Annotated in this window: 21 protein-coding genes; 9 read left to right on the top strand and 12 right to left on the bottom strand. The window is 44.2% G+C overall.

Annotated features, from left to right (window positions below; translation table 11 throughout):
- Window positions 1–49 precede the first annotated feature (49 nt).
- The 6 genes from G5S32_RS08385 to G5S32_RS08360 form a co-directional block, all read right to left on the bottom strand.
- Window positions 50–934, bottom strand: a complete 885-nt coding sequence (locus G5S32_RS08385) for a transglutaminase family protein (protein ID WP_165311586.1) — start codon at window positions 932–934, stop codon at window positions 50–52.
- Window positions 931–3,519: a circularly permuted type 2 ATP-grasp protein gene (locus G5S32_RS08380; RefSeq protein ID WP_246201001.1), complete on the bottom strand. Its 2,589-nt coding sequence runs from the start codon at window positions 3,517–3,519 to the stop codon at window positions 931–933. The genes G5S32_RS08385 and G5S32_RS08380 overlap by 4 nt, the downstream gene beginning before the upstream one ends.
- Before the next feature lie 108 nt (window positions 3,520–3,627).
- Window positions 3,628–6,987, bottom strand: coding sequence for a transglutaminase family protein (locus G5S32_RS08375; protein WP_165311585.1), 3,360 nt, complete (start codon window positions 6,985–6,987; stop codon window positions 3,628–3,630).
- Complete coding sequence (locus tag G5S32_RS08370; protein ID WP_165311584.1) at window positions 6,984–7,928, bottom strand: alpha-E domain-containing protein; 945 nt, start codon at window positions 7,926–7,928, stop codon at window positions 6,984–6,986. Before G5S32_RS08370 ends, G5S32_RS08375 begins: the two co-directional genes overlap by 4 nt.
- Window positions 7,929–7,930: 2 nt before the next feature.
- On the bottom strand, window positions 7,931–9,385 hold the full coding sequence (locus G5S32_RS08365) for a circularly permuted type 2 ATP-grasp protein (protein ID WP_165311583.1): 1,455 nt from the start codon (window positions 9,383–9,385) through the stop codon (window positions 7,931–7,933).
- A 359-nt stretch (window positions 9,386–9,744) separates the two neighbouring features.
- On the bottom strand, window positions 9,745–9,897 hold the full coding sequence (locus G5S32_RS08360) for a cysteine-rich CWC family protein (RefSeq protein WP_246201091.1): 153 nt from the start codon (window positions 9,895–9,897) through the stop codon (window positions 9,745–9,747).
- 297 nt (window positions 9,898–10,194) lie between these two features.
- Between G5S32_RS08360 and G5S32_RS08355 the strand changes: the two genes are divergently transcribed.
- Window positions 10,195–10,380, top strand: a complete 186-nt coding sequence (locus tag G5S32_RS08355) for a hypothetical protein (protein WP_165311581.1) — start codon at window positions 10,195–10,197, stop codon at window positions 10,378–10,380.
- Between the two features lie 136 nt (window positions 10,381–10,516).
- Here G5S32_RS08355 and rplY read toward each other — a convergent pair whose 3' ends face one another.
- The 5 genes from rplY to radD form a co-directional block, all read right to left on the bottom strand.
- Window positions 10,517–10,795: a 50S ribosomal protein L25 gene (gene rplY / locus G5S32_RS08350; protein WP_165311580.1), complete on the bottom strand. Its 279-nt coding sequence runs from the start codon at window positions 10,793–10,795 to the stop codon at window positions 10,517–10,519.
- A gap of 195 nt (window positions 10,796–10,990) precedes the next feature.
- Window positions 10,991–12,352, bottom strand: a complete 1,362-nt coding sequence (locus G5S32_RS08345) for an ATP-binding protein (protein WP_165311579.1) — start codon at window positions 12,350–12,352, stop codon at window positions 10,991–10,993.
- Complete coding sequence (locus G5S32_RS08340) at window positions 12,342–13,001, bottom strand: response regulator transcription factor (RefSeq protein WP_165311578.1); 660 nt, start codon at window positions 12,999–13,001, stop codon at window positions 12,342–12,344. Before G5S32_RS08340 ends, G5S32_RS08345 begins: the two co-directional genes overlap by 11 nt.
- Entirely contained in the window at window positions 12,998–13,414 is a 417-nt protein-coding gene (locus G5S32_RS08335; RefSeq protein WP_165311577.1) for a PepSY domain-containing protein, read from the bottom strand. The genes G5S32_RS08340 and G5S32_RS08335 overlap by 4 nt, the downstream gene beginning before the upstream one ends.
- An 89-nt stretch (window positions 13,415–13,503) precedes the next feature.
- The gene (gene radD / locus G5S32_RS08330; RefSeq protein WP_165311576.1) at window positions 13,504–15,240 is read right to left on the bottom strand and encodes a DNA repair helicase RadD; all 1,737 of its coding nucleotides are present in this window, start codon (window positions 15,238–15,240) and stop codon (window positions 13,504–13,506) included.
- An 86-nt stretch (window positions 15,241–15,326) separates the two neighbouring features.
- Here radD and rsuA point away from each other — a divergent pair, with 86 nt between their 5' ends.
- The 3 genes from rsuA (at window position 15,327) to G5S32_RS08315 (ending at window position 18,058) form a co-directional block, all read left to right on the top strand.
- Window positions 15,327–16,022 carry a 16S rRNA pseudouridine(516) synthase RsuA gene (rsuA, locus tag G5S32_RS08325; protein WP_165311575.1) on the top strand — a complete coding sequence of 232 codons (696 nt, stop codon included), beginning with the start codon at window positions 15,327–15,329 and terminating at the stop codon, window positions 16,020–16,022.
- A gap of 168 nt (window positions 16,023–16,190) precedes the next feature.
- Entirely contained in the window at window positions 16,191–17,399 is a 1,209-nt protein-coding gene (locus G5S32_RS08320) for a Bcr/CflA family multidrug efflux MFS transporter (protein ID WP_165311574.1), read from the top strand.
- Complete coding sequence (locus tag G5S32_RS08315) at window positions 17,399–18,058, top strand: DUF2913 family protein (protein WP_165311573.1); 660 nt, start codon at window positions 17,399–17,401, stop codon at window positions 18,056–18,058. Before G5S32_RS08320 ends, G5S32_RS08315 begins: the two co-directional genes overlap by 1 nt.
- 167 nt (window positions 18,059–18,225) lie before the next feature.
- On the opposite strand, the gene G5S32_RS08310 is transcribed toward G5S32_RS08315, so the two are convergent.
- A complete protein-coding gene (locus tag G5S32_RS08310) occupies window positions 18,226–19,659 on the bottom strand; it encodes a DUF2867 domain-containing protein (RefSeq protein ID WP_165311572.1) in 1,434 nt (477 codons plus the stop codon).
- Window positions 19,660–19,759: 100 nt separating this feature from the next.
- Between G5S32_RS08310 and G5S32_RS08305 the strand changes: the two genes are divergently transcribed.
- From G5S32_RS08305 to nhaA, 5 genes are all read left to right on the top strand, one after another.
- Window positions 19,760–21,136, top strand: coding sequence for an MATE family efflux transporter (locus G5S32_RS08305; protein WP_165311571.1), 1,377 nt, complete (start codon window positions 19,760–19,762; stop codon window positions 21,134–21,136).
- Window positions 21,137–21,257: 121 nt separating this feature from the next.
- Window positions 21,258–21,929 carry an ABC transporter ATP-binding protein gene (locus G5S32_RS08300; RefSeq protein ID WP_165311570.1) on the top strand — a complete coding sequence of 224 codons (672 nt, stop codon included), beginning with the start codon at window positions 21,258–21,260 and terminating at the stop codon, window positions 21,927–21,929.
- The gene (locus G5S32_RS08295; RefSeq protein WP_165311569.1) at window positions 21,910–24,363 is read left to right on the top strand and encodes an ABC transporter permease; all 2,454 of its coding nucleotides are present in this window, start codon (window positions 21,910–21,912) and stop codon (window positions 24,361–24,363) included. Before G5S32_RS08300 ends, G5S32_RS08295 begins: the two co-directional genes overlap by 20 nt.
- The gene (locus tag G5S32_RS08290) at window positions 24,363–25,487 is read left to right on the top strand and encodes a lipocalin-like domain-containing protein (RefSeq protein ID WP_165311568.1); all 1,125 of its coding nucleotides are present in this window, start codon (window positions 24,363–24,365) and stop codon (window positions 25,485–25,487) included. Before G5S32_RS08295 ends, G5S32_RS08290 begins: the two co-directional genes overlap by 1 nt.
- Window positions 25,488–25,767: 280 nt before the next feature.
- The gene (gene nhaA, locus G5S32_RS08285) at window positions 25,768–26,916 is read left to right on the top strand and encodes a Na+/H+ antiporter NhaA (RefSeq protein WP_165311567.1); all 1,149 of its coding nucleotides are present in this window, start codon (window positions 25,768–25,770) and stop codon (window positions 26,914–26,916) included.
- Window positions 26,917–26,959: the final 43 nt, after the last annotated feature.

The raw sequence follows: 26,959 nt of genomic DNA, 5'->3' as shown, positions 1-26,959 counted from the left end.
AGTAAAGAAGACCACATAAACTCTGTGATCTTCTTTTTAGATCAAGTCATTAAGCAAGCCTTGATACGTCTACGGCAACGCTAAGCGATTGGGAATCGCCACCGTCGAAAATAACGCCTTGTAATGGCGTCACATCTGCGTAGTCGCGTCCCCAACCTGTGACAATGTGTTGTTCTGTAGGGATCAAATTGTTGGTTGGGTCAAACTCAACCCAGCCTAGTTCGGGTACAAAAATCGCAAACCAAGCGTGAGAAGCATCTGCGCCGATTAATTTCTCTTTCCCTGGAGGCGGTAGGGTTTCGATGTAACCACTCATATAGCGCGCAGGTAGACCCACTGAACGCAAACAGCCAATGGCTAAATGTGCAAAGTCCTGACAGACACCGCGTTTATCTTTCAATACCTCTTCTGCTGGGGTTGTTACGTCAGTTGCTGTTGGATCAAACTTAAATTCGGAGAATATGTGGTGAGTGAATGCTTTTGCAGCGGTAAGAACAGGTTGATTATCTGCAAAAAAGGGCAGAGCGTAATCGCGTAAGGTGTCAGAACACATGATTTGTTCTGAATCTAAACAGTATTCTTTTGCCATTCTCAACGGAGTAGTATCGGCGTTATTGATCAATGAGCGAAGTTCTCCACATGTCAGTGGATGCAGCTCAGTTTTATCAGACCAGATGGGGGTGTTGATATCAAAATAACTCACAACATCGATAGTGAGTTTTTTGTGAGGCTCTTGAATTGAGAAATAGAAAGTAGAATTGCCGAAGTAATCCTTGCCTTCACGCTGGTATATTGGTGTCGGATGTACCTGTATTCGTCGATTAAGACAGCGCTGACGCTCAGTATCTCTCGGTAAAAGGTGCGCCATGTTATAGCACAAAGTTACAGGTGCACTGTATTCATAGGTGGTGGTGTGTCGCACGCGGTACTTCATACGTCCAATTTCCATTTCGGTTTGATCAACTGCTGTGGGCCTGCTGTGTGGTCGAAATACTTGTCACTGATAAGCGAAGTAAATTTCTCTAACTGCTCGGTAATTTTTGCCATCAGTTGTGACAGTTGTAGACGTGTTTCTGTTTCATCGTCTATTTGCGCCAATTGTTCTAAATCGGTGAGTTGAATGTCGGTCAAGGTTTGAATGATCAAACGACTTTCTTGAGTGAGCCCACCCGGAATGTAATTTTGGTGACGAGGTAACACATTGAGGAATTCACGTAGTCGCTCTAACTGATAAACCAGTGCTCTCGGGTTAGTCGTATCGACCATTAACAAATCGAGACCAAAAGCTACTCTTGCACGGGTGCGGTATCTGCGACGGAAGGAGATCAACGCTTCCATACTTAAAAGAACCGATTCCAATACCTGTTGTTGAGGGAGTCCCGACAAAGGTTTAGTCAGTGTTGATTGTAATAGATTTGCTGTTTGCAGTGCGCGTTCGGTTCGGCGTCCAATTTGTTGGAATACCCAATCTTGCCCTCGAAGCATGCTTTCATGGTTCAAACCTGAAAGTGCAAGTAGTGTTGTGACTAAACCATCTAACGATTCTTCAGGAATGGCGGGTAAGCCAAATTCGTAGGCACGATCGACTCTTGCGATATGGTCACGCAGTTCGTTTAATATCACCCGAGTATCAGCAGATAGCATTTCTTTGACTTGTTCACCACAGGCGAGCAAAGACTGTAAGTTAGCTTTAATACTGCCAATGCGGCTTCCATTTGTGACCAAATCTGCCAGTTCTTTATTGGGATTTTCAAACAAGGCTGCATCGCCAGTTGTGAAACCTGGCAAGCAGTGTGTTTGATGGGATATAGCTTCAAGCAAAATGTCGCGGCTTTCTGGAACTAGAGATTCGAGGCCGTTAAGCTGTTTAAACACCGTTCTCATCAATCGCAGGCTAATCTCAGCACGCTCTGCATACCGTCCAAACCAAAACAGGTTCTCAACCACGCGACTAGGCATGCTGGTTTGCTGCGCCACATCGAGCGATTTATCAAATAGCGACTGATGAGAGAGGTCCGGTCCGTTAGATAAAATCCAAGTATCTTTACTACGGGAGCCAGAGAGTTTGGTGACGATGTAATCTTCAGTGGACTCTGCTACGCGAGTTAATCCGCCAGGCATCACTGCGTAGTGATCTCTGTCTGCTACGGTAAATGCTTTCAGTAAACTTGGTCTTGCTTGAATGTGTTGTTCAGACCAAATAGGCAGCATCGAACCGGGTACATAGCTTTGAGCTACATACAGATAAGGACGCTTCTCAATCATCGCGAGGGTTTTTGCTCGGTCGCCGTCTGACAAACAGTGTCCGTAAATGGTGGGTTGGCCCATGGTTCGACAAGCCGGTTTGATAATCAGTTGCCCAAGATTCTCTTTAATATAGCTGAGGCTTTGTTTGTCTCCACACCACCATGTGTTGACTGTTGGAATGAGCAGTTGCTCACCCAATAAATATTGGCAAATTTTCGGTAAAAATGCGTAAAGAGCGGGGGCTTCTAATACGCCACCTCCAAGTGGGTTAGCGAGAATAACATTGCCAGCTCGAGCAACTTCTAACAGACCGGGAACGCCAAGTAGTGAGTCAGCATTAAGTTCAGCTTGATCACAATAGGCATCATCTAAGCGACGTAAAATAACATCCACTTGTGATAAGCCATTGAGCGATTTTAACCAAACTTTACCATTACGTACGGTTAAATCACCACCTTGTACCAGTTGATAGCCAAGGTAGTTAGCCAGATAGGCATGTTCAAAGTATGTACTGCTATATGCACCGGGAGTGAGAACCACGATCAGCGGTGAATCTGCTTTGTGGCTAGCCAGATGTGAAAGAGTATTACGCAGAGTATGGAAGAAAGCCGATAAACGTCTTACGTTACCTTGGCGGAAAATACTCGGCATGACACGCGAAATTACAGTACGATTTTCAAGCGCATAACCAACTCCCGAAGGTGCTTGAGTATGATCACCTATAACTAGATGGTTGCCTTGTGTATCTCGCACTAAATCAACAGAGTGTAAAATTAACTGCTTTTCTCCGGGCATTTTCATACCGTGGCATGCACGTAAAAAACCGGGATGGCTATAAATGATTTCAGACGGGATAATGCCGTCTTTGATCAGGTTCTGTTCATTGTAAATGTCTTTTAAAATAAGGTCATAAAGTGTTGAACGTTGAGCCAAACCTTTTTCAATTTTTTGCCATTCTTGCCAGTGAATCAGATTAGGGATCACATCCAATGCCCAAACATCTGGCGTAAGTGGATCATTTTTTAAGTCATAAGTCGCTCCATCATCGCGTAGAATTCGCTGCGCTCTTTGGTGGCGATCATCCAGACCATCAACATCCAATTTAGTGAGATGTTCAAGTAAAGGTTTCCAGTGAGTGCGCGCTGTGCGTTGCTCATCATAGACTTCATCAAAAGCGTAAGAAGACGCAGGATAAGGACTAGCAAGGACCGATGTTTCCATCGATCCTTGCTCGGTTGAATTCGCCGACTGGTCAGGTCTGGATTGTTGCATCATTTGCTCTTATGACTACCTCACGAAACAGGACGTTAATTATACACATTAGCTTTGATATTCGCGCGAGCCATTTCTTAGGATCGCGCTTCTTTTCCAAAGTGAATACTACCTTGAGTACCGCGCCTTAGCTTCAAAATCACGTTTTCTCAGATCTAAGGTGTTTGGATACTCATGACAGATTTCTTCTCTTGGAGGAGACATAGGTCGTGGTACATCGGTATGTTCATAGAACTGACGTATTGCATTGAACTCTGGTTTAGCTTCTAGTGGACCTTGCGTAAATCCGTGATCCCAGAATCGGTTCACACGACGAGCCTCGGCTTCATTACTGTTCACTGGCAGTGTTTCGTACGTTCGCCCACCAGCATGGCTAACATGATAGGTACATCCGCCAATCGATAAACCATTCCAAGTGTCGATGATGTCAAATACCAGTGGCGCATCGACACCCAGTGTCGGATGCAACGCAGAAGGTGGCGACCAAGCACGGTATCGTACTGCTGCAATGTATTCACCTTTGCGACCCGTAGCGCGCAGAGGCACACTGCGTCCATTACAGGCGAGCAAATAGCGGCCTTCAGTCATACCAGTGAGACGAACTTGCAATCTTTCCACTGAGGAATCCACATATCTCGCGGTTCCTGAATGAGTTATCTCTTCGCCTAACACGTGCCAAGGTTCGATTGCCCAACGCAGCTCCAACTCCATATCATCAATTTGCTGGCGACCGTAATGAGGGAAGCGGAACTCTTCAAAAGGAGCAAGCCATTCTAACTTAAACGGATAGCCGTGACGTTGCAGATCTTCCACCACCTCTTTAATGTCCTGCCAGACGTAGTGTGGCATCATAAATTTGTCGTGTAGGGAAGTGCCCCAACGAATCAAAGGCTTGTGGTAAGGGTTTTTCCAGAACCTCGCCACCAGACAGCGCAATAAAAGCGTTTGAACTAACGACATTCTGGCGTGTGGCGGCATTTCAAACCCACGAAACTCAAGAATGCCAAGACGTCCACTACTACTGCCAGCTGCGTAGAGCTTGTCGATACAAAATTCTGAGCGATGTGTGTTACCTGTAATATCAACCAGTAGGTTACGCATCAGTCGGTCGACGAGCCAAGGTTGATCCACTAAGCCTTCAGGCATGTTTTGGAACGCAATTTCCATTTCGTACAGCGCTTCATCTCTGCCTTCATCAGGGCGAGGAGCTTGGCTGGTTGGGCCAATAAACATCCCTGAAAACAGATAAGACAACCCCGGATGGTGCTGCCAGTAATTAACAAAGCTACGTAACAAATCCGGTTTACGCAGCATTGGGCTGTCAGCAGGTGTGGCTCCACCTAATGTGATGTGGTTACCACCACCTGTGCCTGTGTGTCGACCGTCGAGCATGAACTTCTCTGTACCTAATCGACATAGGTGAGCCTGTTCGTAAAGCGTTTCGGTGTTGTAGACCAGCTCTTTCCAGCTATGAGCCGGATGTATGTTGACCTCGATAACACCCGGGTCAGGCGTGATCAGTAGTTTTTGTAAGCGGTAGTCTTTTGGCGGCTCATAACCTTCAATCACAACTGGCATTGATAGCTCAAGCGCTGTCACTTCAATGAAATGCATCAGAGACACGTAGTGTTCCAAGGAAGTCATTGGTGGCAAAAACAGGTGTAAGCGCCCCTCTCTTGGCTCGATACAAAGCGCTGTATGAATGACGGCTTTAGATATTGTCTGTTTTTGCTCTACCTGAGTTTGATGCTGACCGCTTTGAGTTTGGTTTGCCGATTCGGTAAACGAGTAAACGGGCAGCGCTTCTCTTTGTTCAAACGGGTCACGCTCGGGAACAATCTCTTCCTGACTGATTGGTGGAAGTGAATTGAGAGGCAAACGGAAACCCATCGGGCTATCGCCGGGAATCAAAGTAATGACATCACTGCGCATTGGCCACAGTGAGCTTTGCCACTGACCATTAAAGTAGCTCAGTGGTAGCACATAACCCGTTGACGTATCGAGTCCTCGGGTGAGCAGTTTTGCTAAACGTCTGCGTTCTAAATCGTCTTTAAGAGATGCTTTTTTCGGATTCACTGAATCGGGTAAAGAGCGTTCAAGCCATAAATAGTAGAGCGAATCTTCATAAGCGGGTTGTAGATATTTACTGTCTAGGAAAAGCTGCTGACATAAGGTTTCACCAAAGCGCTGAGCATCTTGCAAGTTGTGTTGATAGTCTTTATCGACACGGGCAAGCAGTTGAGGGTGGCTCCATAACGCTTCACCGTCGGTACGCCAAAAATAGCCCAGCGCCCAACGAGGTAACTCTTCACCCGGATACCATTTGCCCTGACCGTAGTGGAGTAAACCATCTGAGCCAAATTTGTCTTTGAGCTTAAGTAATAAATCTTTGGAGAGACGAAGCTTATCAGCACCCAGAGCGCCAGTGTTCCATTGCTCAGAATCCATATCATCAATAGAGACGAACGTGGGTTCGCCGCCCATGGTTAGGCGAACATCTTCTTCCTCTAAAACTTTATCAACGGCATTCCCTAATGCTTTGATGTTTTCCCACTCATCATCGCTGTAAGGCTTTGTGACACGAGGATCTTCGTGAATACGAATAACCGTGTTGGTGTAGCTAAACTCGCATTCACACTCATCCACCATACCGGTGATCGGCGCGGCAGATGCTGGATCTGCTGTACAGGCTAGGGGAATGTGTCCCTCACCAGCAAACAAGCCACTGGTAGGATCTAAACCCACCCAGCCGGCACCCGGAAGGTAGACTTCGCACCATGCGTGCAGGTCTGTAAAATCTTGCTCAGGGCCTGAAGGACCATCTAAGGCTTTTACATCGGCAGTAAGCTGTACTAAATAGCCGGAAGCAAAGCGAGCCGCTAAACCGAGATTACGCAGCACTTCAATAAGTAGCCAAGCAGTATCGCGGCAAGAGCCTTTTCTAAGCGTAAGTGTCTCTTCGGCACTCTGAATGCCGGGTTCTAAACGAATACCGTATTCAATTTGTTGTGAAAGCTGGCTGTTGAGCTTAGAAAGGAAACTCACAATTGGCGTTTCGCTTCGGTCGACATCTTTAAGCCATGCCGAGAGTAGTGCGTTTGGTTCATCGTGTTTCAAATACGGCGCTAACTCTTCTTCTAGTAGGCTGTCGTATTTGAACGGGTATGTTTCGGCGTACTCTTCAATAAAGAAATCGAAGGGGTTAATCACCGTCATATCGGCGATGACTTCCACTTCAAATTGCAGCTTGCGCATTTTTTCTGGGAACACTAGACGCGCCTGATAGTTGCCAAACGCATCTTGTTGCCAGTTGATGAAGTGCTTTTCAGGTAACACCTTGAGTGAATATCCATGAATGTGCGTGCGCGAGTGTGGTGCCGGTCGAAGGCGCAACACATGCGGAGAAACATTCACATCGCGGTCAAACTCATAAGTTGTTTTATGCAATATCGCTACGCGAATGGTCATGCAGCTTCTCCGTGGCGGAAGTGGAACCAAGTCTCTCGGATCTGGCTATGCAGGTCGATAATGGCTAACTGGACGTCATTGAGATAGTTACTGAATTCGATGTTGAGCTCTTTTGCACTCTCAACGCCTTTGGTGTTATCAAGTAGACGATTAACTTCAACAACCACTTCTTCCGCACTTGGAAGTGCTTCAGCTGCGATTTTGATTTGCGTTAAGCAAAATGTTTGTGAGCGAGGGAAGAACTCATCCATCAGCAAAAATGTCGCCGCATCTTCACCAGTGACCGATGCACGCATTGTTCTGCGATAGTTAAGATAGGCACTCTGCGATTTGAGAACTTTTGACCACAAGACTTGCTCAAGGTGAAGACGCTCCTCTTCACTTGATTGGTTCATTATCGACACTGCAGAATCCAAAATACGAGTATTCATATCTGCGCGCTCTAGGTAGCGACCTAAGATAATAAAGCTCCAGCCTGCATCGCGACGCATCGCGTTGGCAAGAAGCCCAATCACTTTTTGGCAACCTTCAATGATGTCATTCAGGTAGACGTGCCGATCTGAACGGTTGATGCCTAGCTGAATGTGTTTTTTAGCGTAGATGTTTAGCTCGTTGATCTGCTCCCACATCTCCTCTGGGACTACATCGCGAGAGGTACGAATATTTTCACGCACCATATTGAGCGAGGCGAGTAGGGAACTTGGGTTATCCATGTCAGAAAGCAAATATTTCACCACATTACGTTCGCCGTGATCTTTGTATTTGCTGGTGTAATCAATAACGCTGCCGTTGATCTCGATAAGGTTATACCAAGAAATTCGAATGTCTCTTGGTAAGTCATACAGCAGTTCATCGTAAACATTTAATAGGCGAGCAATGTTTTCGACTCGCTCCAAATAACGCGCACTCCAGTAAAGGCGCTCAGCAACTCTTGATAACATTGTTACTCTCCTTTTGACTTAACAATCCATGTGTCTTTACTACCACCGCCTTGTGACGAGTTAACGACAAGGGAGCCTTTCTTCAACGCAACGCGTGTAAGCCCGCCTGTAGTGACATAGATTTTGTTGCTTTGCAAAATGAATGGACGCAAATCCAAATGACGAGGTTCGATACAGTTGGTGTCGACCAAAGTAGGAGCCGTGGAGAGTTTTAGTGTTGGTTGCGCTATGTAATTACGAGGGTTCTTTTGTATTAAGTCTGCAAAAAGAACTCGCTCTTCTTCCGTAGAGTGAGGACCAACAAGCATACCGTAACCACCGGACTCGTTGGCTGGTTTTACTACTAGCTTATCTAGGTTGGCTAACACGTAAGCACGCTGTTCTTCATCTTCACATAGGAAGGTTTCTACGTTCGGTAGAATCGGTTCCTCATCAAGATAATAACGAATCAGGTCGGGTACATAGGCATAAACCACTTTGTCATCAGCAACGCCAGCGCCTGGAGCGTTAGCCAGAGCCACGTTACCCGCTTTCCAAGCTCGCATTAATCCGGGAACGCCAAGCATTGATTCCGGATGGAACACTTCTGGGTCAATAAACCAGTCATCAATACGACGATAAATAACGTCAACGCGTTCTGGTCCGTAGATAGTTTTCATGTAAACACAGTCGTCGGTGTCGACATATAAATCGCCACCTTCAACCAGTTCTACACCCATTTGCTGAGCTAAGAACGCATGTTCGAAATACGCAGAGTTATAGATACCCGGTGTCAAAACGACTATTTCTGGATGCTCAATCGCACGTGGAGAAAGGGCTGCCAGCATATCAAACAGTCTTGACGTGTATGAGTCGACTGGAAGAATATCGTCGTTTTCAAATAGCTCTGGAAGAACGCGTTTGGTGATTGCACGGTTTTCGAGCATATACGATACACCTGAAGGAACACGCAGGTTATCTTCAAGTACATAGAACTGGCCGTCATCTGCGCGCACCAAATCGGTGCCACAAATGTGTGCCCACACACCAAAAGCGGGCGACACCCCGATGCATTCAGGGCGGAAGTTTTTCGATTCCTCGATAATGTGCTTAGGAATAACGCCGTCTTTAATGCACTTTTGATCGTGATAAAGGTCATCAATAAAGCGGTTGAGAGCCGTAAGTCTTTGCTTTAATCCTTTCTCTGCGACCTGCCAGTCTTTGGCATCAATGGTGCGCGGTATGATGTCAAAAGGCCAAGCTCGGTCAATGTTTCCCTCTTCGGTGTAAACCGTGAAACTTATCCCCATTTCCTGAATGGTGGTTTCAGCGGTAAGCCGACGTTTTTCAAGCTCTTCAGCTGGTAATGATTCTAAGTAAGTGAGTAGTTGTGAAGCCGATTGACGAGGCTTTCCTTCGCTATCAATGAGTTCATCAAAGAACATTTCGGAGTTGTAGTTTTTAGTTAATTTATCCATGGTCGTTCCGTCCTTTATGGCAACCAACAGTGAATACGTGATCAGCACTTCCCAGTTATGGTCTGCCTAATCAGAGGTGGTTGCCTTATAACTTCCTGTTAAGGCTTTGTTGAAGTTAACTACTTCTAAACCTGAACCATATGAGATGGTTAGGTATATGGTTGTTTAAGCAAGGAATAAGCCAGAGCGATGAAAGGTGACAAACGTCTTGGAAACAGGTGTTACATCAAAGCCGCTATTCCAAATTGCAAACAGAGAAGTGCAGGCTGTTCAACAACTCGGCACTCCAATAGATAAGCATAGGTGATAAATTATAAATTGATAAAAAATATTGTTTTTAAAGGGAAAAATAGAGGGGGTTATTGTGATTTCTGTGATGCTTGAAAATTCAAAACGCAGGTTTTGCAGATGCAGGCTTTTCTTCTCAGTTCAGGAGGGATTTGTGATAACAGCTCTTCAGGAAAAGTAATTGTGGGATCGTTACACCAACAGGACTTTTTAATATCAAGCACGCCTAGGTTAATGCAGGTATTAGGTTTACCACACAATGGGCAAACCAGAGGATCAGGTTTAAGTTCAGTTATTTTCACAACTAGGTCTCTTTGTCATAATCACTATCAGCTCTTACCGAGAGTTATACACTGAGCTTAGAAAAAATGCATGGTTAAAGTGTTTTTTGGGAATTCTTTCACTAATCTCATTTAGAAAAAGAGCTTTTGGGAATGAAAGATAAAAAGTGTCGCTATATCAGATAACTACTACAGTGATTACGTAATCCTATAGCGAAATTTAATTATAAGGGAAGTGATATGTCTGTTGAAAACGGTAAGCAGGAAGTAACGGTTGTCGATATCAAAATGCCATTTATGTCGATGGTAATTTTTATGGTGAAATTTGCCATTGCTTCAATTCCTGCTTTCATCATATTGAGTGTGATTTTCGCAGTTCTGATGGCAGTGTTCGGCGGAATGTTCCATGGAATGGGAAGATATTAGCGGTAACCTAAAACGGTGAAACCCCGATGTTGGTAGCATCGGGGTTTCGAATTTTTAGATGTATCAGTTGGTAAGGCTGATTTATCTTATATATGCAAAAGGTTGGATTTTATCCAACTAATTCCTTGGTAGGGAATTAGATACGGATGAAGTCCATGTGCTCAACTTTTGGTTTGAACGCGTGACGTTGTACGTCTTGCGGCTTAACCTTAACTTCAGCACCGCCAATCACAAGAACGATACCTTCGTAGAACTCTGGTTTGTCCATTTGGTTCATGATTTCATCGTGGTTTAGAGTGATTGATACAGGCGCAGCCTCACCACCGTAAACGATAGCAGGGAATAGGCCAGCGTGACGTAGGCGGCGGCTCGCACCTTTACCTAGTTCAGTACGTACTACTGCTTCAAATTTCATAGTATTTACTCTCAAAATTAGTAAAAAATAAATGAACAACACAATGCGACCTTGTGTTGTATTAACGTTTGATACACCAAGTATGTCTATCAAAACGAGCGCGGATACTATCATCCAATCAGGGATGTAGCAATAAAAATGTCGTTCTAGCGGTGAATCTTATCTGTATCTATGGCTTTGTTGAACAAGGAATCATCAAGCAGCGGGAACAGGTAAGGTTAAGGTAGCTTTTAATCCGCCAAGTTGCCCTTTCGATAGGGAAAGTTTTCCTCGGTAGCTGTGTGCCATTTCGCTCACGATGTTTAACCCTAAACCTGTGCCCGGAACGGTTTCATCTATGCGAATACCACGTTTGATGGCATGTTCGATATCTTCTTTACTGATACCTGCGCCATCATCTTCTACGCAGATAGCAATGCGTTCTTTGTTTTCTTCCATGCTGTACACACGAATGAGGGAGTTCGCCCATTTGTAACTGTTTTCTAATAAGTTACCGATCATTTCGTCAAAATCGGTGGGTTCAACGGCGACAGTAAGATTTGAATCCAGTTCGTTGACTAAGGTGATTTCACGCTCGGCATACACTTTGTCAAAAGCGATAGAAATGGTATCGACCCTCTCGCTAGGGCTTGTTTTCACTGCCAGTATGTTTGCAGCGCCAGCCATGCGCGCACGACCTAGGTGGTAATCAATGTGCTGTTGAATCAGTTCAATGGGTTTTTGTAGTACTTGCTTGCTCTCTTCATTGAGTGTTGCCACTTCGTTTTTGATCACAGAGAGCGGTGTTTTTAACGCATGAGATAAGTTGCCTGCATGGTTGCGAGCACGCTCTAGCAACTCCTGATAGTGAAATAGCAGAGCATTAAGGTCTTTAACCAGCGGATAGACTTCTTTGGGGTAGTTTTCGCTGAGAGTTGATTGATCTCCTTTGCGCAGTAAAGCGAGCTCTTTTTGCATCTTCCCAAGAGGCCATAATGACCAAGAAATTTGCGCGCTAATCAGAATTAATACACCAGAGAACAACAGCGCAAGAATGATCCAAAGTTGCCCAATCACTTGCGTTAACGTTTCTTGGATAGGGGAGTCATCCATGCCAACAATGATCTGAATAGGACGTGAATATTCCGGCAGATAAATGGTTTGCGTGAGCACCACTAAGTTTTCGTCTTTTGCGCCTTTGTAGATGGTTTTGTGGCTATGCTGCTCTTCGACCAGCGTTTTGTCCCATAAGGAACGAGAACGAATAGCGTGCTCTCCAATCTGCATTGACCAATAGACACCGCTGTAAGGCTGATTAAATCGAGGATCGGACAGACGGCGTGAAAGGCTAAGTCTACCTGTTTTATCTGCTTCTAAATTGGCCGTAATTTCATCCATTGAAAGGCGAAGTTGGCTCTGTGCATCTTCGATGAGATAGTCTTTTACCATTGAAGGAATAAGATAGCCCGCAGCCAGTATCATGGCGCTTAACCAAAGCGTGGCAGCCAACAGTAACCGATTTTTTATACTGAGATGTTTTAACGAAGCTCGTTTTAAGGAATCGTGTTTATTGGGCATGCAATTGATACCCCAAGCCTCTCACGGTTTTGATGACATCTGGCGCCACTTTTTTTCGAATACGTCCAATGAATACTTCTATAGTGTTCGAATCTCGGTCGAAATCCTGTTTATAGATGTGTTCAACTAACTCGGTGCGAGAAATTACTTTATCGGGGTTATGCATGAAATAAGCGATAACTTTATATTCCAAGGCTGTTAGGCTTAGTGGTTGGTCTTTCCAAGTCACCACTGAACTTCGCGTATCCAAACTTAAATTGCCCACTTGCAAAATAGGGGCTGCATTACCAGAAGCTCTGCGTAATTGCGAACGAATTCGCGCTATCAGCTCAACTATTTCAAATGGTTTGGTCAGATAGTCGTCGGCACCTGCATTTAAGCCTTCCACACGTTGGGTAAGTGTGTCGCGAGCGCTGAGTATGATAACTGGAGTATTGATTTGTTGGTCACGCAGACTGTTGAGTACGGAAATACCATCGAGTTTAGGTAAGCCTAAGTCTAAAACAATACAGTCCCATTCTTCGGTGGTTGCTCTATAAAGCGCATCTTCACCATCAAAAGACGCTTCTGGCACCCAGCCAGCATCTTCCAGTGCGGTGGCTATCTGTTCATTTAGTTTTTGGTCGTCTTCAACTACGAGGATCTTCATTGTGCGTCTCTATTTTTTATTACGCTTAGCACGTTTCTGCCTTTGATAGACATTAGCTCAAGAGTGGTTGCATTGTATTCCACACGTATCACTTTATCTTCATGAACTAATTTTAAGTCGTATATCCATTCGTCATCCTCTTCTTCTAACTCAACTTTGATCAGGCGGCCATAGAGCTCGTTATCAATCGCAGCGTAGAGTTCTGAAAACGGTTTGATAAGCCCTTTTTGCACCGCAGCGTAGACTTCATCTTGATCTTCATCGATTTTGACTTGCGTGCCTTCTTTGTAGATATCTTGAATAGGATCATTAAGTATCGGCTGCTCGGCAAAAGCCAAAGAGGCCATACCTAAAGAACAAAAGCTGCCAAGGAGAGCAATCAAAGTAGCGGTATTGAGTTTTGAATTTAGCATGTAAAGCGTCCGTTACGTCATGATTGGTGCAGTATAAATGCCGGTATATGAATAGGATGTGAATCTTGTCATCTTGCGAATCGGAAAACTTACACTAGCTCATCAGCAAATATTTTGTCGCGCATTTTCCAGAAACGACCTGATTTTCTGGCAATGACAAATTGTGGCGGGCGGAAACGATGTTGATTGTCGACGACTTTCGAAGGTGACGCTTCGTCGAATGGTCGATGTCTGTCTGCCAAATGTGGTCGTACAAAGCGTTCTTTAAACACGGCTTTTTGTTTTGGCGTAGTCAGTGCCCAAAATTCGTGTACTTGTGCGTTGTTGTCACCAATGTAGGTCACTCTTAGTTGTGACTTGCCTTTGTCATCTTTATGTACACTCAAATCCATGTTGAGGCATTCAAAGACTAGAGCATCTTTAAGACTCAACGCTTCTTTGAGCTTTTTATCGGGGTCAACCAAGGTGGCATCGCACTCGTGACAGATACGGGCTGCAATATCATTGTCTGCTCCGCATTCGTTACAATACTTGGCTCTGAAACGGTAACCGCAATGTTCGCGTTCGTTGGTTTCTTCATTGGTAAAATAGCCTTGGCATTTACGACCATAGTGTTCGATAAGAAATCCGTTAGCGTCTAGTTTTCCCCAGTAGTTATTGTTGAAACCACAAGCTGGGCAGGGAATGGTTATGATTTCGCTGGTGGAATCGGGTTTTGGGTCGCCCACTTCGGGTTGATACAAATCGTAAGTGTTTCCTGCGTAATCAAGCACCAAACACTCGTCCTTCCCTTGAGATAAACGTAGACCTCGTCCGACGATTTGCTGATACAAGCTCACTGACTCTGTGGGGCGTAAAATTGCAATCAAATCAACATGGGGTGCATCAAAGCCAGTCGTTAGGACAGACACGTTGACCAGATATTTAATTTCACGCATCTTGAAGCCATTAATAATTCGGTCTCGTTCTGGAGATGGCGTATCGCCTATTACTAATGCGGAATGTTCTTCAGGTAGTAATCCCATGATTTCTTGGGCATGACGAACCGTGGCAGCAAATATCATTACACCTTGTTTGTCTTTGGATAGCTCAACGATTTGAGAAACAATCTGGGGTGTTGCACGTTTAGATTGTTCAATCACTAAATCCAGTTCAGATTCTTTGTACCGCCCAGTATTTGCAGGCTTGAGCTGTGAGAAGTCATAACTGAGTACTGGAGCATCAATTAAGCGTGCGTGAGTTAGGAAGCCTTCATCCAGCAGATATTGAATCGGGAGTTCGAAAATGCAGTCGCGAAAGAAACGAGGCTCTTCGCTGCGGACTAATCCTCGAGTGTGATATTGATAAATCCAACCCATCCCCAAGCGATAAGGCGTAGCCGTTAAGCCAAGCACTTTCATGCCAGGATTGAGTTCAAGAAGATGTGAAATCACTTTTTGATAACTGCTGTCTTTATCATCAGGAACGCGGTGACATTCATCAATAACCAACAAGGAAAACTGGTTTTTAAATGCGTCTAAGTTACGCACAACCGATTGTACTGATGCGAAGACGACTTGCTGATTTGTCTCTTTACGCCCTAAGCCCGCAGAGAATACAGCGCCAGTTAAACCGTAGCTTTCATACTTTGCGTGGTTCTGTTCAACCAACTCTTTGACATGAGCAAGTACCAACACGCGACCTTTAGCCAGTCTTGCCAGTTCGGCAATGACCAAACTTTTCCCTGCACCCGTTGGTAGCACGATGACTGCGGGAGTCGAGTGTTTGCGAAAGTAGTGAATAACCGCTTTTACTGAGTCAGCTTGATATGGGCGAAGTGTGTACATGCAATAGGACGAATAATTCTGTGAAATAGCTCAACTATTTTGAGTGAGATGCGTATAATACCCGACTTCAAGCAGATGAGGTATTCATGCGTTTAGATAAATTTTTGTGTGACGCGCTAGGCACAACGCGTAAAGAGTCGACTCAAATCCTGAAAAGTGGCGAAGTTACTGTTGATGGTGAAGTTCAGAAGGTTGGTTCATTTAAGGTTACTGAACAATCGGACGTTGAGTGGCAAGGGCGTGAAATCAGAATCAGTGGCCCGCGTTATATCATGCTTAACAAGCCGCAGGGTTTTGTTTGCTCGCACGAAGATGGTTTTAATCAAACTGCATTTGTTTTGCTTGATGAAGTGAACATGAGCGATTTGCATTTTGCAGGTCGATTAGACGTTGATACCACAGGTTTAGTGCTTATTACCGATGACGGTCAGTGGTCTCACCGTATCACTTCACCGAAACATAAATGCGACAAAATTTATCGTGTTTGGCTTGCAGACCCTATTGAGCCGAATTACGAAGAAAAATTTGCAACAGGCATTGAACTGCGCAATGAACGTGAGCTAACACTTCCTGCACAAATGGAAGTGATCGATGAACAGCAAGTCCTTCTGACGATTCACGAAGGTAAGTATCACCAAGTGAAACGAATGTTTGCCGCGCTAGGCAACAAAGTTGTCGGTCTTCATCGTGAACGAGTGGGCAATATCATTCTTGATGACACATTAGAGCCAGGTGAATACCGATACCTTACGGAAGAAGAAGTCGCTTCGATTTGGAAGTAATGACTCTCGCTGGTTTCTACCCATAAAGCTTTAGGAAACTCCTTGTTTCCAAAAAAGAATTCGCATTCTGATACAGTTCTCATAGCTTGGGCGTATTGTCCTTTCTTTAAGCTATTATTAAGTGCATCACGTAGGTGATGCACTTGTTTTACATTCGACCGGAGATTTATGACTTCGAATACTACGACTTCTGCCAACGACGCCACTAAGATGAGCTTTATAATGTTTATCGTGTTGGGTGCAATTGGTGCCTTGACACCGCTGGCTATTGATATGTATTTGCCAGCAATGCCTGCTATTGCAAGAGATTTAGGTGTAAGCGCGGGTTCAGTACAAATTACGCTTACCGCTTATACCGCCGGTTTTGCTATTGGTCAGCTTTTGCATGGTCCGTTGGCGGATAGCTATGGTCGTAGACCAGTTATGCTGGTGGGTATTGCGTTATTTGCAATTGCGTCAGTTGTTAGCGCAACTACTAACGGTATTGATGCATTAACTTATGTTCGTGCAGCTCAAGGGTTTGCTGGCGCAGCGGCGGCGGTGGTGATTCAGGCGGTTGTTCGTGACATGTTCGATCGTGAAGATTTCGCCCGTGCGATGTCGTTTGTGACTTTGGTTATCACTCTTGCGCCGCTTGCTGCGCCGATGATTGGTGGTCACTTAGCTGTGTGGTTTGGTTGGCGCTCTATTTTCTGGGTACTAGCAATTTTCGCAGTGATCGTCATCTTGATGGTTTTCTGGAAAATTCCAGAAACGCTCTCTGCGGAAAACCGTCAACCGCTGCATATTCGCAGCACGATTCGTAACTATGCTCAGTTGTGTCGCTCTGGCTTTGCAATGGGTTTGATTTTCGCCGGCGCATTTTCATTTGCAGGCATGTTTGCATTCCTGACGGCTGGTTCATTCGTTTATATCGACTTGTATGGCGTTAGCCCTAGTGCGTTCGGTTATCTGTTTGGTCTTAACATTGTGGCCATGATTGCTATGACTAGTATCAATGGTCGCTTCGTTAAGAAAGTGGGGTCTCATGCGATGCTGCGCTTTGGCTTGTTTATCCAACTAATGGCGGGCTTTGGCTTGTTCATCGGCTGGCTATTGGGCTGGGGATTGTGGGGCACAGTGCCATTTGTGGTGATGTTCGTTGGTACGATTTCAACCATCGGCAGTAACTCGATGGCGCTATTGTTAAGTCGCTATCCAAGAATGGCGGGGACAGCCGCTTCTTTGGCGGGAACGCTGAGATTTGGAACAGGATCTGTGGTTGGTATGGTTGTCGCAGCAATGCCTAGCGACGTTGTCTGGCCGATGATTTTAGTGATGTCAGCCTGTTCGGTATTTTCAGCAACCTTCTATTGGACATTAGGAAGAAAAGCATAGTGTCAGCTTATTATTTAGAAATTCAAAATGTAGTTAACTCAGCGCTGGGCGAACTGGCAGCTGAACATGAGTCTGGGAAACTGGTCAACGCACCAGTGGCAAATAACCATTTCTTGGTTCATTGGGTATCTAAAGCAATTAAAGCGCAGCGTTTTGACCGTTGTGTTGTACCTGATCTAACTCGTTGGCTAAAAGCTGGGCGTTCGAAAGGTAATCAGTCTGAGTTGCTGTTTACTTTTAAACGTATCTCTGCGTTTTATAAAATTTTTTTTGAAGGTGATGTCGACAACGTGATTACCGACAAAAAAGTTGAAGCATTTTTAGATCAGATGGAACAGGCTGATTGGGAGGTTTCCACTTCAGAACCTCTGGTTGGTGCCGGTAAAGTACAGATATTTACTGATGGGCAAAACTCACTGGCGCTGTGTTCAGAGCAGTGTGAATCAAGCTTTGATGGTGATTTAATGGTGAAGCCAATGAACTGGTTTGTTCGTGGTAACCATGCTCAGTTTGTTGAGATGGCAAGTGCAGCCGGATTTATGGTTCATAAGCAAACAGACTATAAATCGAATGTGAAATATCACGGTGAATATCTGGTATTTCCTGCTAATCAGGGTAAGCAACTGGCTGAGATTCCGTTTTCATTTAAAGCGGATTAATTGCAAATATTCGAGTACAAAAAGGCTCTGTGAACGTTCACAGAGCCTTTTTGTTTATATGTCCTAATGTGGGAAAACTTCCTGATCAGTGAATGCGCGTTTGCGTTTGACGCCCATTCGCTGCTCGCCGATGCTCAGTCTGATCATATTTTTTATCTAGGATGGTATTATCTATTCGCTTTTGCCTTCTTGACGATGGCTTTCACCATGCCATTAAAGATAAACAGATGTGCGGGCATCATGGCAAACCAGTACATTAACCCCAAAAAACCTTTTGGATGCCACCATGCGGTAACGTTCAATTCGCGCTTATCACCATGATCTTTAATAGTGAACTCCAATCGCCCTAATCCCGGTCCTTTCATGCCAAAAAACAGCGACAAAAACTCATTGGATTCGCAACGAATGACTTTCCAAGAATCGATATAGTCCCCGACTTTAAGCTCTGGACCTGCAGGGCTACGGCGAACTGGACGCCCACCACCGAAGAAAATATCTAACCATTCACGAGTGCGCCATAGAATATTGGCAAAAAAATAACCTTCTTCTCTACTACCAATCGTTTTGATGATGTCCCACAGTTCGCAACTGGATAATTGTGTTTCTATGCTTGCACCCGCTTGTTTTGGGTAATAACCAAAGCCTGGTTGCCACCTTTTTAGTGCGTTAGGCTCAAAGCCCCATACTTTGCTGCGAACAAATGTGCCCTCGTGTTCGATGGTGCTTTTGACTGCATTACGGTAGGAAACCAACGTCTGAGGATAGCGAGTTGTTAGTTCATCAGAATCAGCAATATAGTCATGTTCTAAGCCAGCAAGGAGAGCTCGTCCAATACTCGACGGAACAGATGTCACTACGCCTAACCAGTAAGACGCCATTTGTGGGGTTAGCAATGATGTTGACCAGAGACGGAAAGGTTTGTTTGCCAATTCACAAATCACACGAAACTGTTCGCGATAGGAGAGTGTATCAGGACCTCCAGCTTGGAAGAGTTGGTGATCAGTCGGCGACTCTTTTGCTAACTGGAGTAAGTAATGATTCAAGTTTTCCAGCGCAATTGGGTTGGCTCTGGAATCAACCCATTTGGGCGTGATTAACATTGGCAAGTTGTAGACAAAATCACGCATGATTTCAAAAGCCGCTGAACCGGGGCCTATGATTACGCCGGCTCTAAGCTCCGTAATGGGCACTTGGCTTTTTCGTAGGATTTGACCTGTTTGCTGACGCGCTTTCAAATGTTCGGAATTGCCAGTTTGTGGCTGTAGTGCACTCAAATAAATCACGTGCTTTACCTGACTGTTATCCAAAGCCAGTTTGAAATTGTTGGCGAGTGAAAGTTCGTATTCAGCAAAATCATGACCTTGTGCCATGCCGTGAACTAAAAAGAATACCAAATCAAACTGAGGCACCGAACTCATGGTTGCCTGTTTATCTGCCAGATCGAGATAGGTAATAGTTAACCTTGGATGAGGTGTAACTCGTGCTTGCAGATAATCAATATGACGGGCTGCGGCGGTGACTTCATAACCTTCATCGAGCAAGAGTGGTAATAGTTGGGAACCAACATACCCAGAAGCTCCCAGCACAAGTACTTTTTTCATTTTTTACCTTTGCTTTATGATGGTTAGGTTATGAACGAGTGAGTATAATAGCTGCTTACTTTTTCTCTTTCTATCAATCCTTTGTCTTTAGGGGTGTCGTTTGTCTTTGTTGTCCCAAGTTTTACTCCATACAAAAGGAGATTTCTTCCGTCGTTTGGTCGCAATAGCACTACCGATCAGCTTACAGACGCTGCTACTTTCTAGTCGAGGATTGGTTGATGTATTGATGCTTGGCCAATTAGGTGAATCTGAAATTGCAGCGGTTGGTGTCGCAGCGAGAGCTACCTTTGTCTCAACAATTATGCTTATTGGTATTTCAGCTGGTGGTGCGCTACTTTCTGCTCAGTTTTGGGGGGCAGGTGATAGAGACGGAGTTCGGGGAACTACAGCATTAACGTGGTTAATGTCGATGATATTTGCCTTTTTTACCGTAGTTCTATTCGTCATCTATCCACATGACATCATGGCATTGACTACCGATTCTGAAGTCGTTAACGATCTTGGTAGTCAATATTTGGTGATCACCTCATTAAGTATGTTTGCCATCTCTTGTGTAAACAGTATGGCGATAGGTCTTCGTGCAATGCATAAACCGGGGATCAGTACCTTCTTTAGTGCCATTGGTATTGCCTCAAATGTTGTGTTCAACTGGATTTTGATTTTCGGTAAGTTAGGATTTCCGGCTTTAGGGATTAAGGGCGCTGCTATCGCCACTGTGATAAGTGGCGTGATTGAAGTCGCATGTCTGTACAGTTATCTCTACAGCCGTAATCACTTACTTGCGTTCCGAATTACCGATATCATAAAAGTATTGGAACTGAGCAATGTGGCCCGCTTTTTAAAACTGTCTCTACCAACTACGTTTAACTTCCTTGCTTGGTCGGGTGGTTTATTTGCTTATCATGCAATCATGGGACAATCGGGAGTGCAAGGGCTTGCTGCACTTTCGGTAATGACGCCAGTAGAATCTATTTCACTAAGTTTGTTGATTGGTTTGTCGAATGCTGCAGCAGTATTGATAGGTAACCAACTTGGCGCACGTAATTATGAAGCAGTTTATTATCAAGCTATTGGTGTAATTGTTGCCAACTTTATTACCGCAATTTTTATGTCTGGGATGCTGTATTTGCTGCAAATACCGATTCTAAATTCGTTTAGTGCTCTAACGGAAGAAACCCGGGCATTGGTTGAAAAATTCATGCTGATTTTGAGCTTGGGCATTGTACTACGTTCAGTTCCTATGATTGCGATTGTCGGAGTATTACGTGCGGGTGGGGATGTGAAATTCTGTCTGGGTCAGGATCTTATCGCTCAGTGGGTAATTGGTATTCCACTTGCTGCTTTTGCCGCACTTTATCTCAATGCTAGCCCTGAATGGATCTACTTGTTGTTTTTAAGTGAGGAAGCCGTTAAGTGGGTGGGGTGCTATTTCCGTGTAAGAAGTAAGAAGTGGATGCGCAATCTAATCGGAAGTTGAATTTTGTCTACCGAGTTGCTGCATTTTGCAACAACTCGATGCCAGTACGCAGCAAAATACTTCCTACTGAAAGGGAATTAGTGTAGATTCTCTCTCCAATTTTAGTCGACGGTGATGATTGATGTTACAGCTGGTAAACCTGAGCAAAGGATATGTAGATGGTGGTGAATTCCATCCTGTGTTGCAGGGCGCTGAACTGACGATTAATCAAGGCGATCAACTGGCTCTTATGGGAGAAAGTGGCTCTGGTAAGAGTACGCTTTTGAATCTTATTGCTGGCTTAGATGTAGTGGACTCTGGTGAGATTTGGTTCCCAGACTTTTCTATGCACAACACGTCTGAATTCCAAAGAACGGCATACCGTCGTAACAATATTGGTCATATTTTCCAGCAATTTAATCTTCTTCCTACGTTGAATATCGCGGATAACATTCGTTTTTGTCGCCAGCTAAAAGGCTTACCTGAAGATACTGGTTTATGGCGTCAGATTATTTCAGCATTAGATTTAATGCCTTTACTTGGTCGTTATCCTGAAGAAGCTTCGGGTGGTCAACAACAAAGAGCTGCAATTGCGCGAGCTTTATATATGGAACCCAAAATCTTGCTTGCCGACGAACCTACCGGTAGTTTAGATGAGCGTAATGCTGAAGCGGTAATGCGGTTGCTAACCACACTGGCAAGACAGTTAAAATGTACACTTTTCCTTGTTACTCACAGTGAAAAAGTTGCTCAGCATATGGACGGATGTATTCGCCTCCAAGGAGGACACCTCCATGTTATGGCCCGTAGTTAAAGCGCTACTTGGTCACTATCGTCGCTATCCTCTACAGATCATTCTTGTCTGGTTTGGTCTTACACTTGGTGTTTCTCTCCTTGTTGGTGTCACTGCAATTAACCAACACGCTCGTCAAAGTTATGAAAGTGGTGAAAAGCTTTTTGCTAACCCTTTGCCATATCGTATCCGTACCAAACACGTAGCCAACAAAATTCCGCAAGGCTTTTATATCCAGCTACGTCGTGATGGTTTTCATCAATGCGTTCCATTCGACAGCTATCGCTTTACTACTCAGCTAGGTACAGATGTCACTCTGCTCGGCATCGATCCTGTTGCTCTTGTTCCTGTTATGGGACAAAAAACGCTAAATGACATCAAAGCACTAAGACTGATGCAACCACCATATCCTGTCATGGTTGGGCAAGAACTTGCAGATCACCAAGGCTGGGAAGATGGAGATATGATTCAACTGCACGACGGTGCTCAACTTGGCCCGTTAGTCGTTGATCGCAAAGGTATGGTAAGTGGTACTCGTCTCATCGCTGATATGTCTTTAGTTCGTCAGTTGAAGAAAAGCTCCGGTTTTTCTGTGATTGCTTGTGGTCCAATGCCAGAAGACAAGCTTGAAAAACTGGCAAGCAGTCTGCCAAATGGCATGATTTTGGTGCGAAGTACGCGTTCAGAATTGGAATCGTTAACCAAAGCATTTCATATGAATTTAACAGCAATGGGGATGCTTTCGTTCTTGGTCGGACTATTTATTTTCTACCAAGCTATGTCTTTGTCTCTCATTCAGCGTCAACGTTTGGTAGGTATGTTACGTCAAACGGGGGTTAATGGATGGCAGTTAGCTCAAGCTTTGATGATCGAGCTAATGGGGTTAATCATCGTTAGTTGGATTTGTGGTAATGGCTTAGGACTATTATTGGCAAATAAACTCATCCCGTCGGTATCCGTGAGTCTTGCTGACTTATACAACGCCGATGTTGGTTTATCGATTGATTGGGATTGGGAGTGGAGTAGTTACAGTTTCCTTATGGCGGTATGTGGTGCCTTTGCATCTTGCGCATGGCCTTTGATTCGCTTACTTAAATCCCAACCGATTCGTTTGAGCACGCGTCTTTCCCTTGCAAGATTCGCTGGCTCGGAATTCAGTATTCAAGCCTTTATTGGTGGAACTTTGGCTGTCGCTGCTATCGCTATCTACCAAGCACCCAAAACACAATCATCAGGTTATACCATTATTGCTTTAATGCTGGTGAGTGCTGCTCTGTTTACTCCTTTTGTTATTTGGAAGTTGTTTAACAGCTTTTCATACAGTCTACGTTGGGTTAAAGCTCGCTGGTTCTTTGCCGATGCTGCCGCGAGTATGAGCTACCGTGGTGTCGCAACGATGGCATTTATGATTGCGATGGCTGCTAATATCGGTGTTGTTACTATGGTGGGAAGCTTCCGCGACACCACTGATAAGTGGCTTAATCAACGCTTAGCCGCTGACATGTATCTGTATCCGACCAATAGCTCCGCTTCTATGATCAGCGGCTGGTTAACTAATCAAACTGATGTGAAAGACGTATGGTGGAGATGGGAACGAGAGTTTCCTTCTAATAAAGGGACGCTACAAGTGGTCAGTACAGGAGAGACAGAATCGGAGTCTAACTCACTGACAGTTAAACTCGGTATTCCTAACTACTGGTATTATCTGCACCATTCAAAAGGCATCATGATCAGTGAATCGATGGCTATCAAACTGAACTTGAAACCGGGCGACAAAGTTGATTTATCTGAACCATTAGGTCTTGATTGGCAGGTTGTGGGTATTTACTACGATTATGGTAACCCGTACAACCAAATATTAATGTCCCATGCTAACTGGCTGAACGCATTTGCTGGTACTGGTGATGTAGCTTTGGCTGTGGTTCTCAACAAAGATGCCGATGGTGAGAAACTAACTAAGCGTCTTAATTCCGTTTTTCATCTTGATGCAGAACGAGTTTATGATAACAGTACCATCCACAGGCAAGCTATGCGTGTTTTTGATCGAACATTTGTTATCGCCGATACATTAGGAAACATCACTTTGTTGATTGCAGTGTGTGGTATTTTCTTCGCAACATTAGCCGGTGAATTATCTCGCCAGAAGCATACTGCGTTATTACGCTGTTTAGGTGTATCAGGTAAAGAGTTAGTTGCCCTTGGAGCATTACAGCTGTTTGTATTTGGTCTGATATCAATGTTAATTGCAATGCCGTTAGGGTTAGCTCTTGCAAAACTCGTGATTGATGTTGTTATTCGACAATCGTTTGGATGGAGCATGGAGCTACAATTGATGCCAATGGCGTACTTGAAAACAGCCATTCTTTCAATGCTTACACTGATTATAGCTGGAGCGTTGCCAATTATTCGCTTAGTTCGTAAAGCACCAATGAAGTCACTGAGGGATGCGCTGTAATGAAAGTAAGGGTAAGCCTGAAATATTTAGTAGGTTTCTTAGTTTTTGCAGCATTGTTTTCTGTGGCTAGTATCGTCTTGCGAAGCTACCAATTTGAAGAAGATGTGGTATTAGATGATCAGTTGAATTCAATTTTGTCATCAGATACTAAGTACGCTTTTACTCCTGTCCTGCCGAAAAATCCTGTTAACTTACCTGAAGACTTTTCTTTTCATCCGCAATATCAGCATGAGTGGTTGCACTTTTTTGCTAATGTACGAGATAAGAAAGGTCATAGTTACGCCATTCAATGGAGTTACTTTCGTTTCGCCCATGATTTAAGGAATGAAGAACTAGGTTGGTTAAATTCCCAGATCTATTTTTCTTATATCGTGATATCTAATGAGAGAAAGGTTTGGCGTGAACAACGTGTAGCTCGTGGTGGAATCGGACAAGCTGGTATGCATGCTATGCCACTACGTATGTGGATAGATGATTGGTCATGGAGATCATTAGGTAAAAACCCGTTCCCAGGTCATCTCGATGTGAAAACAGATACGTTCAGTGTATCGCTCTATAGTGATATCAAAGGTCCGTATGTGTTACCCGGAGATAATGGGTATCAACGAAAACACGCGATAGACCCAATTGCGACGTATAATTTGCAAGCGCCGTTTATTGATATTTATGGCCAGTTTAAGCTGACTAAAGACAGCGACCCAATTGCCTTTGAAGGAACTGCTTTCATGAGCAAAGAGTGGGGCAGTGGCTTGATGACAGACAAACAGCTAGGTTGGGATAAGTTTGTATTAAAGCTTGATAGCACAACGACATTATCTGTGAATCGTTACCGACACGATAAAGATTTGCCATTCCTATTCGGTACTCTAGCGACTGCTGATGAAACCGTGGAGCTAAAAACTGATGACATGGTAATAGTGCCACTCAATAAAATTGTGCTTGAAGGTGGGAAAGTTTTACCACTGGAATGGCGAATCACAATACCTAAATACGGTATTGATTTAAAAACCTCGGCAGTGAATAAGCAATTATGGTTGCCTTTTATTGTGCCTTATTGGGAAGGAGCGATTCATTCCACTGGTACGCATATCGCCGAAGGTTATATGCAGTTAGCAGGGTACTGATTTTTAACGTTTATTAAGAAGAAAAAGGAGCAAATGCTCCTTTTTTCTTATCTAAGAGTTAGATATTTCATTTCCTAATATTGTTGGCTCGATTAATTCTTTTCTATACTTATCAAATAGCAATTAATGCGGAATATTCATGCTAAATGTTAATTTTATTCGGAAAAACCGATGTTTCAAGTCACTACAAGCGATTATTCAAGAATGTTCTAAAGCACTAAACTCCTATGCATCTGTTCGAAATCATTTATCGACATAACGAAATAATAAGGACGATATAATGACTGATATCATTCGCGACTTTTTAAAAATGGAGTCTGCTGGTGGCATTATTTTGGTAATTGCAGCAGCTATCGCTATGGTAATTGCCAACTCACCGCTAAATGAGTTTTACCAAGCGGGGCTGCACACATACATTTTGGGTATGTCTGTTTCACACTGGATTAATGATGGCTTGATGGCTATTTTCTTCCTGTTGATCGGTCTTGAAGTAAAACGAGAGCTACTTGAAGGTGCTCTAAAATCGCGTGAAACCGCTATTTTCCCAGCTATTGCAGCTGTGGGCGGCATGCTTGCACCAGCTCTGATTTATGTGCTGTTTAATATTTCAAACGAAACTGCGATTCAAGGTTGGGCTATACCGGCTGCAACGGATATTGCATTTGCTTTAGGTATCATGGCGCTACTTGGTAGTCGTGTGCCAATTAGCTTGAAAGTGTTCCTACTAGCATTGGCAATCATTGATGACTTAGGTGTGGTTGTGATTATTGCTTTGTTCTACAGCGGTGATCTTTCAACAATGGCATTAGCAGTTGGCTTCTTAATGACGGCGATACTGTTTGTCATGAATGCAAAGCACGTGACCAAGATTAGTGCTTACCTGATTGTTGGTTTCATTCTTTGGGTCGCTGTATTGAAATCTGGTGTGCACGCGACGCTTGCGGGTGTGGTAATTGGTTTCTCTATTCCACTTAAAGGCAAAGACAAAGAGCATTCACCGCTTAAGCATTTAGAACATGGCCTTCACTCATATGTAGCCTTTGGTATTCTGCCTTTGTTTGCATTTGCTAACGCAGGTATATCTCTAGAAGGCGTTTCAATGAGCGGCTTGACCCAAGCTCTGCCACTTGGTGTAGCGTTAGGTCTGTTTATTGGTAAGCCTCTAGGTATCTTTACCTTTAGCTGGGCGGCGGTGAAACTGGGCGTGGCTAAGTTACCGGAAGGTGTCGGTATGAAGCATATCTTTGCCGTGTCTGTACTGTGTGGTATTGGTTTTACGATGTCGATCTTTATTTCATCACTCGCGTTTGGTGTTGATTTTGTCGATTTTGATACTTATGCGCGATTAGGTATCCTGATGGGCTCGACGATGGCCGCAGTAGCCGGGTACGTCTTACTAAGTGCTTCTTTACCTAAGAAAAAAATGTAAACGAATCAGAAGGGTATTCTCAAAATTGAAAGCCTCTCGGCAA

The sequence above is a fragment of the Vibrio ziniensis genome, assembly GCF_011064285.1.
Classification (GTDB): Bacteria; Pseudomonadota; Gammaproteobacteria; order Enterobacterales; family Vibrionaceae; genus Vibrio; species Vibrio ziniensis.
Note: the sequence above shows the minus strand (reverse complement) of the source record. Positions and strands in the feature narration are given on the sequence as shown.

Coding starts and splice junctions, on each gene's coding strand:
- G5S32_RS08385 (WP_165311586.1), bottom strand. CDS start 934: ATGAAGTACCGCGTGCGACACACCACCACCTATGAATACAGTGCACCT.
- G5S32_RS08380 (WP_246201001.1), bottom strand. CDS start 3,519: ATGCAACAATCCAGACCTGACCAGTCGGCGAATTCAACCGAGCAAGGA.
- G5S32_RS08375 (WP_165311585.1), bottom strand. CDS start 6,987: ATGACCATTCGCGTAGCGATATTGCATAAAACAACTTATGAGTTTGAC.
- G5S32_RS08370 (WP_165311584.1), bottom strand. CDS start 7,928: ATGTTATCAAGAGTTGCTGAGCGCCTTTACTGGAGTGCGCGTTATTTG.
- G5S32_RS08365 (WP_165311583.1), bottom strand. CDS start 9,385: ATGGATAAATTAACTAAAAACTACAACTCCGAAATGTTCTTTGATGAA.
- G5S32_RS08355 (WP_165311581.1), top strand. CDS start 10,195: ATGTCTGTTGAAAACGGTAAGCAGGAAGTAACGGTTGTCGATATCAAA.
- rplY (WP_165311580.1), bottom strand. CDS start 10,795: ATGAAATTTGAAGCAGTAGTACGTACTGAACTAGGTAAAGGTGCGAGC.
- G5S32_RS08345 (WP_165311579.1), bottom strand. CDS start 12,352: ATGCCCAATAAACACGATTCCTTAAAACGAGCTTCGTTAAAACATCTC.
- G5S32_RS08340 (WP_165311578.1), bottom strand. CDS start 13,001: ATGAAGATCCTCGTAGTTGAAGACGACCAAAAACTAAATGAACAGATA.
- G5S32_RS08335 (WP_165311577.1), bottom strand. CDS start 13,414: ATGCTAAATTCAAAACTCAATACCGCTACTTTGATTGCTCTCCTTGGC.
- radD (WP_165311576.1), bottom strand. CDS start 15,240: ATGTACACACTTCGCCCATATCAAGCTGACTCAGTAAAAGCGGTTATT.
- rsuA (WP_165311575.1), top strand. CDS start 15,327: ATGCGTTTAGATAAATTTTTGTGTGACGCGCTAGGCACAACGCGTAAA.
- G5S32_RS08320 (WP_165311574.1), top strand. CDS start 16,191: ATGACTTCGAATACTACGACTTCTGCCAACGACGCCACTAAGATGAGC.
- G5S32_RS08310 (WP_165311572.1), bottom strand. CDS start 19,659: ATGAAAAAAGTACTTGTGCTGGGAGCTTCTGGGTATGTTGGTTCCCAA.
- G5S32_RS08300 (WP_165311570.1), top strand. CDS start 21,258: ATGTTACAGCTGGTAAACCTGAGCAAAGGATATGTAGATGGTGGTGAA.
- G5S32_RS08295 (WP_165311569.1), top strand. CDS start 21,910: ATGTTATGGCCCGTAGTTAAAGCGCTACTTGGTCACTATCGTCGCTAT.
- G5S32_RS08290 (WP_165311568.1), top strand. CDS start 24,363: ATGAAAGTAAGGGTAAGCCTGAAATATTTAGTAGGTTTCTTAGTTTTT.
- nhaA (WP_165311567.1), top strand. CDS start 25,768: ATGACTGATATCATTCGCGACTTTTTAAAAATGGAGTCTGCTGGTGGC.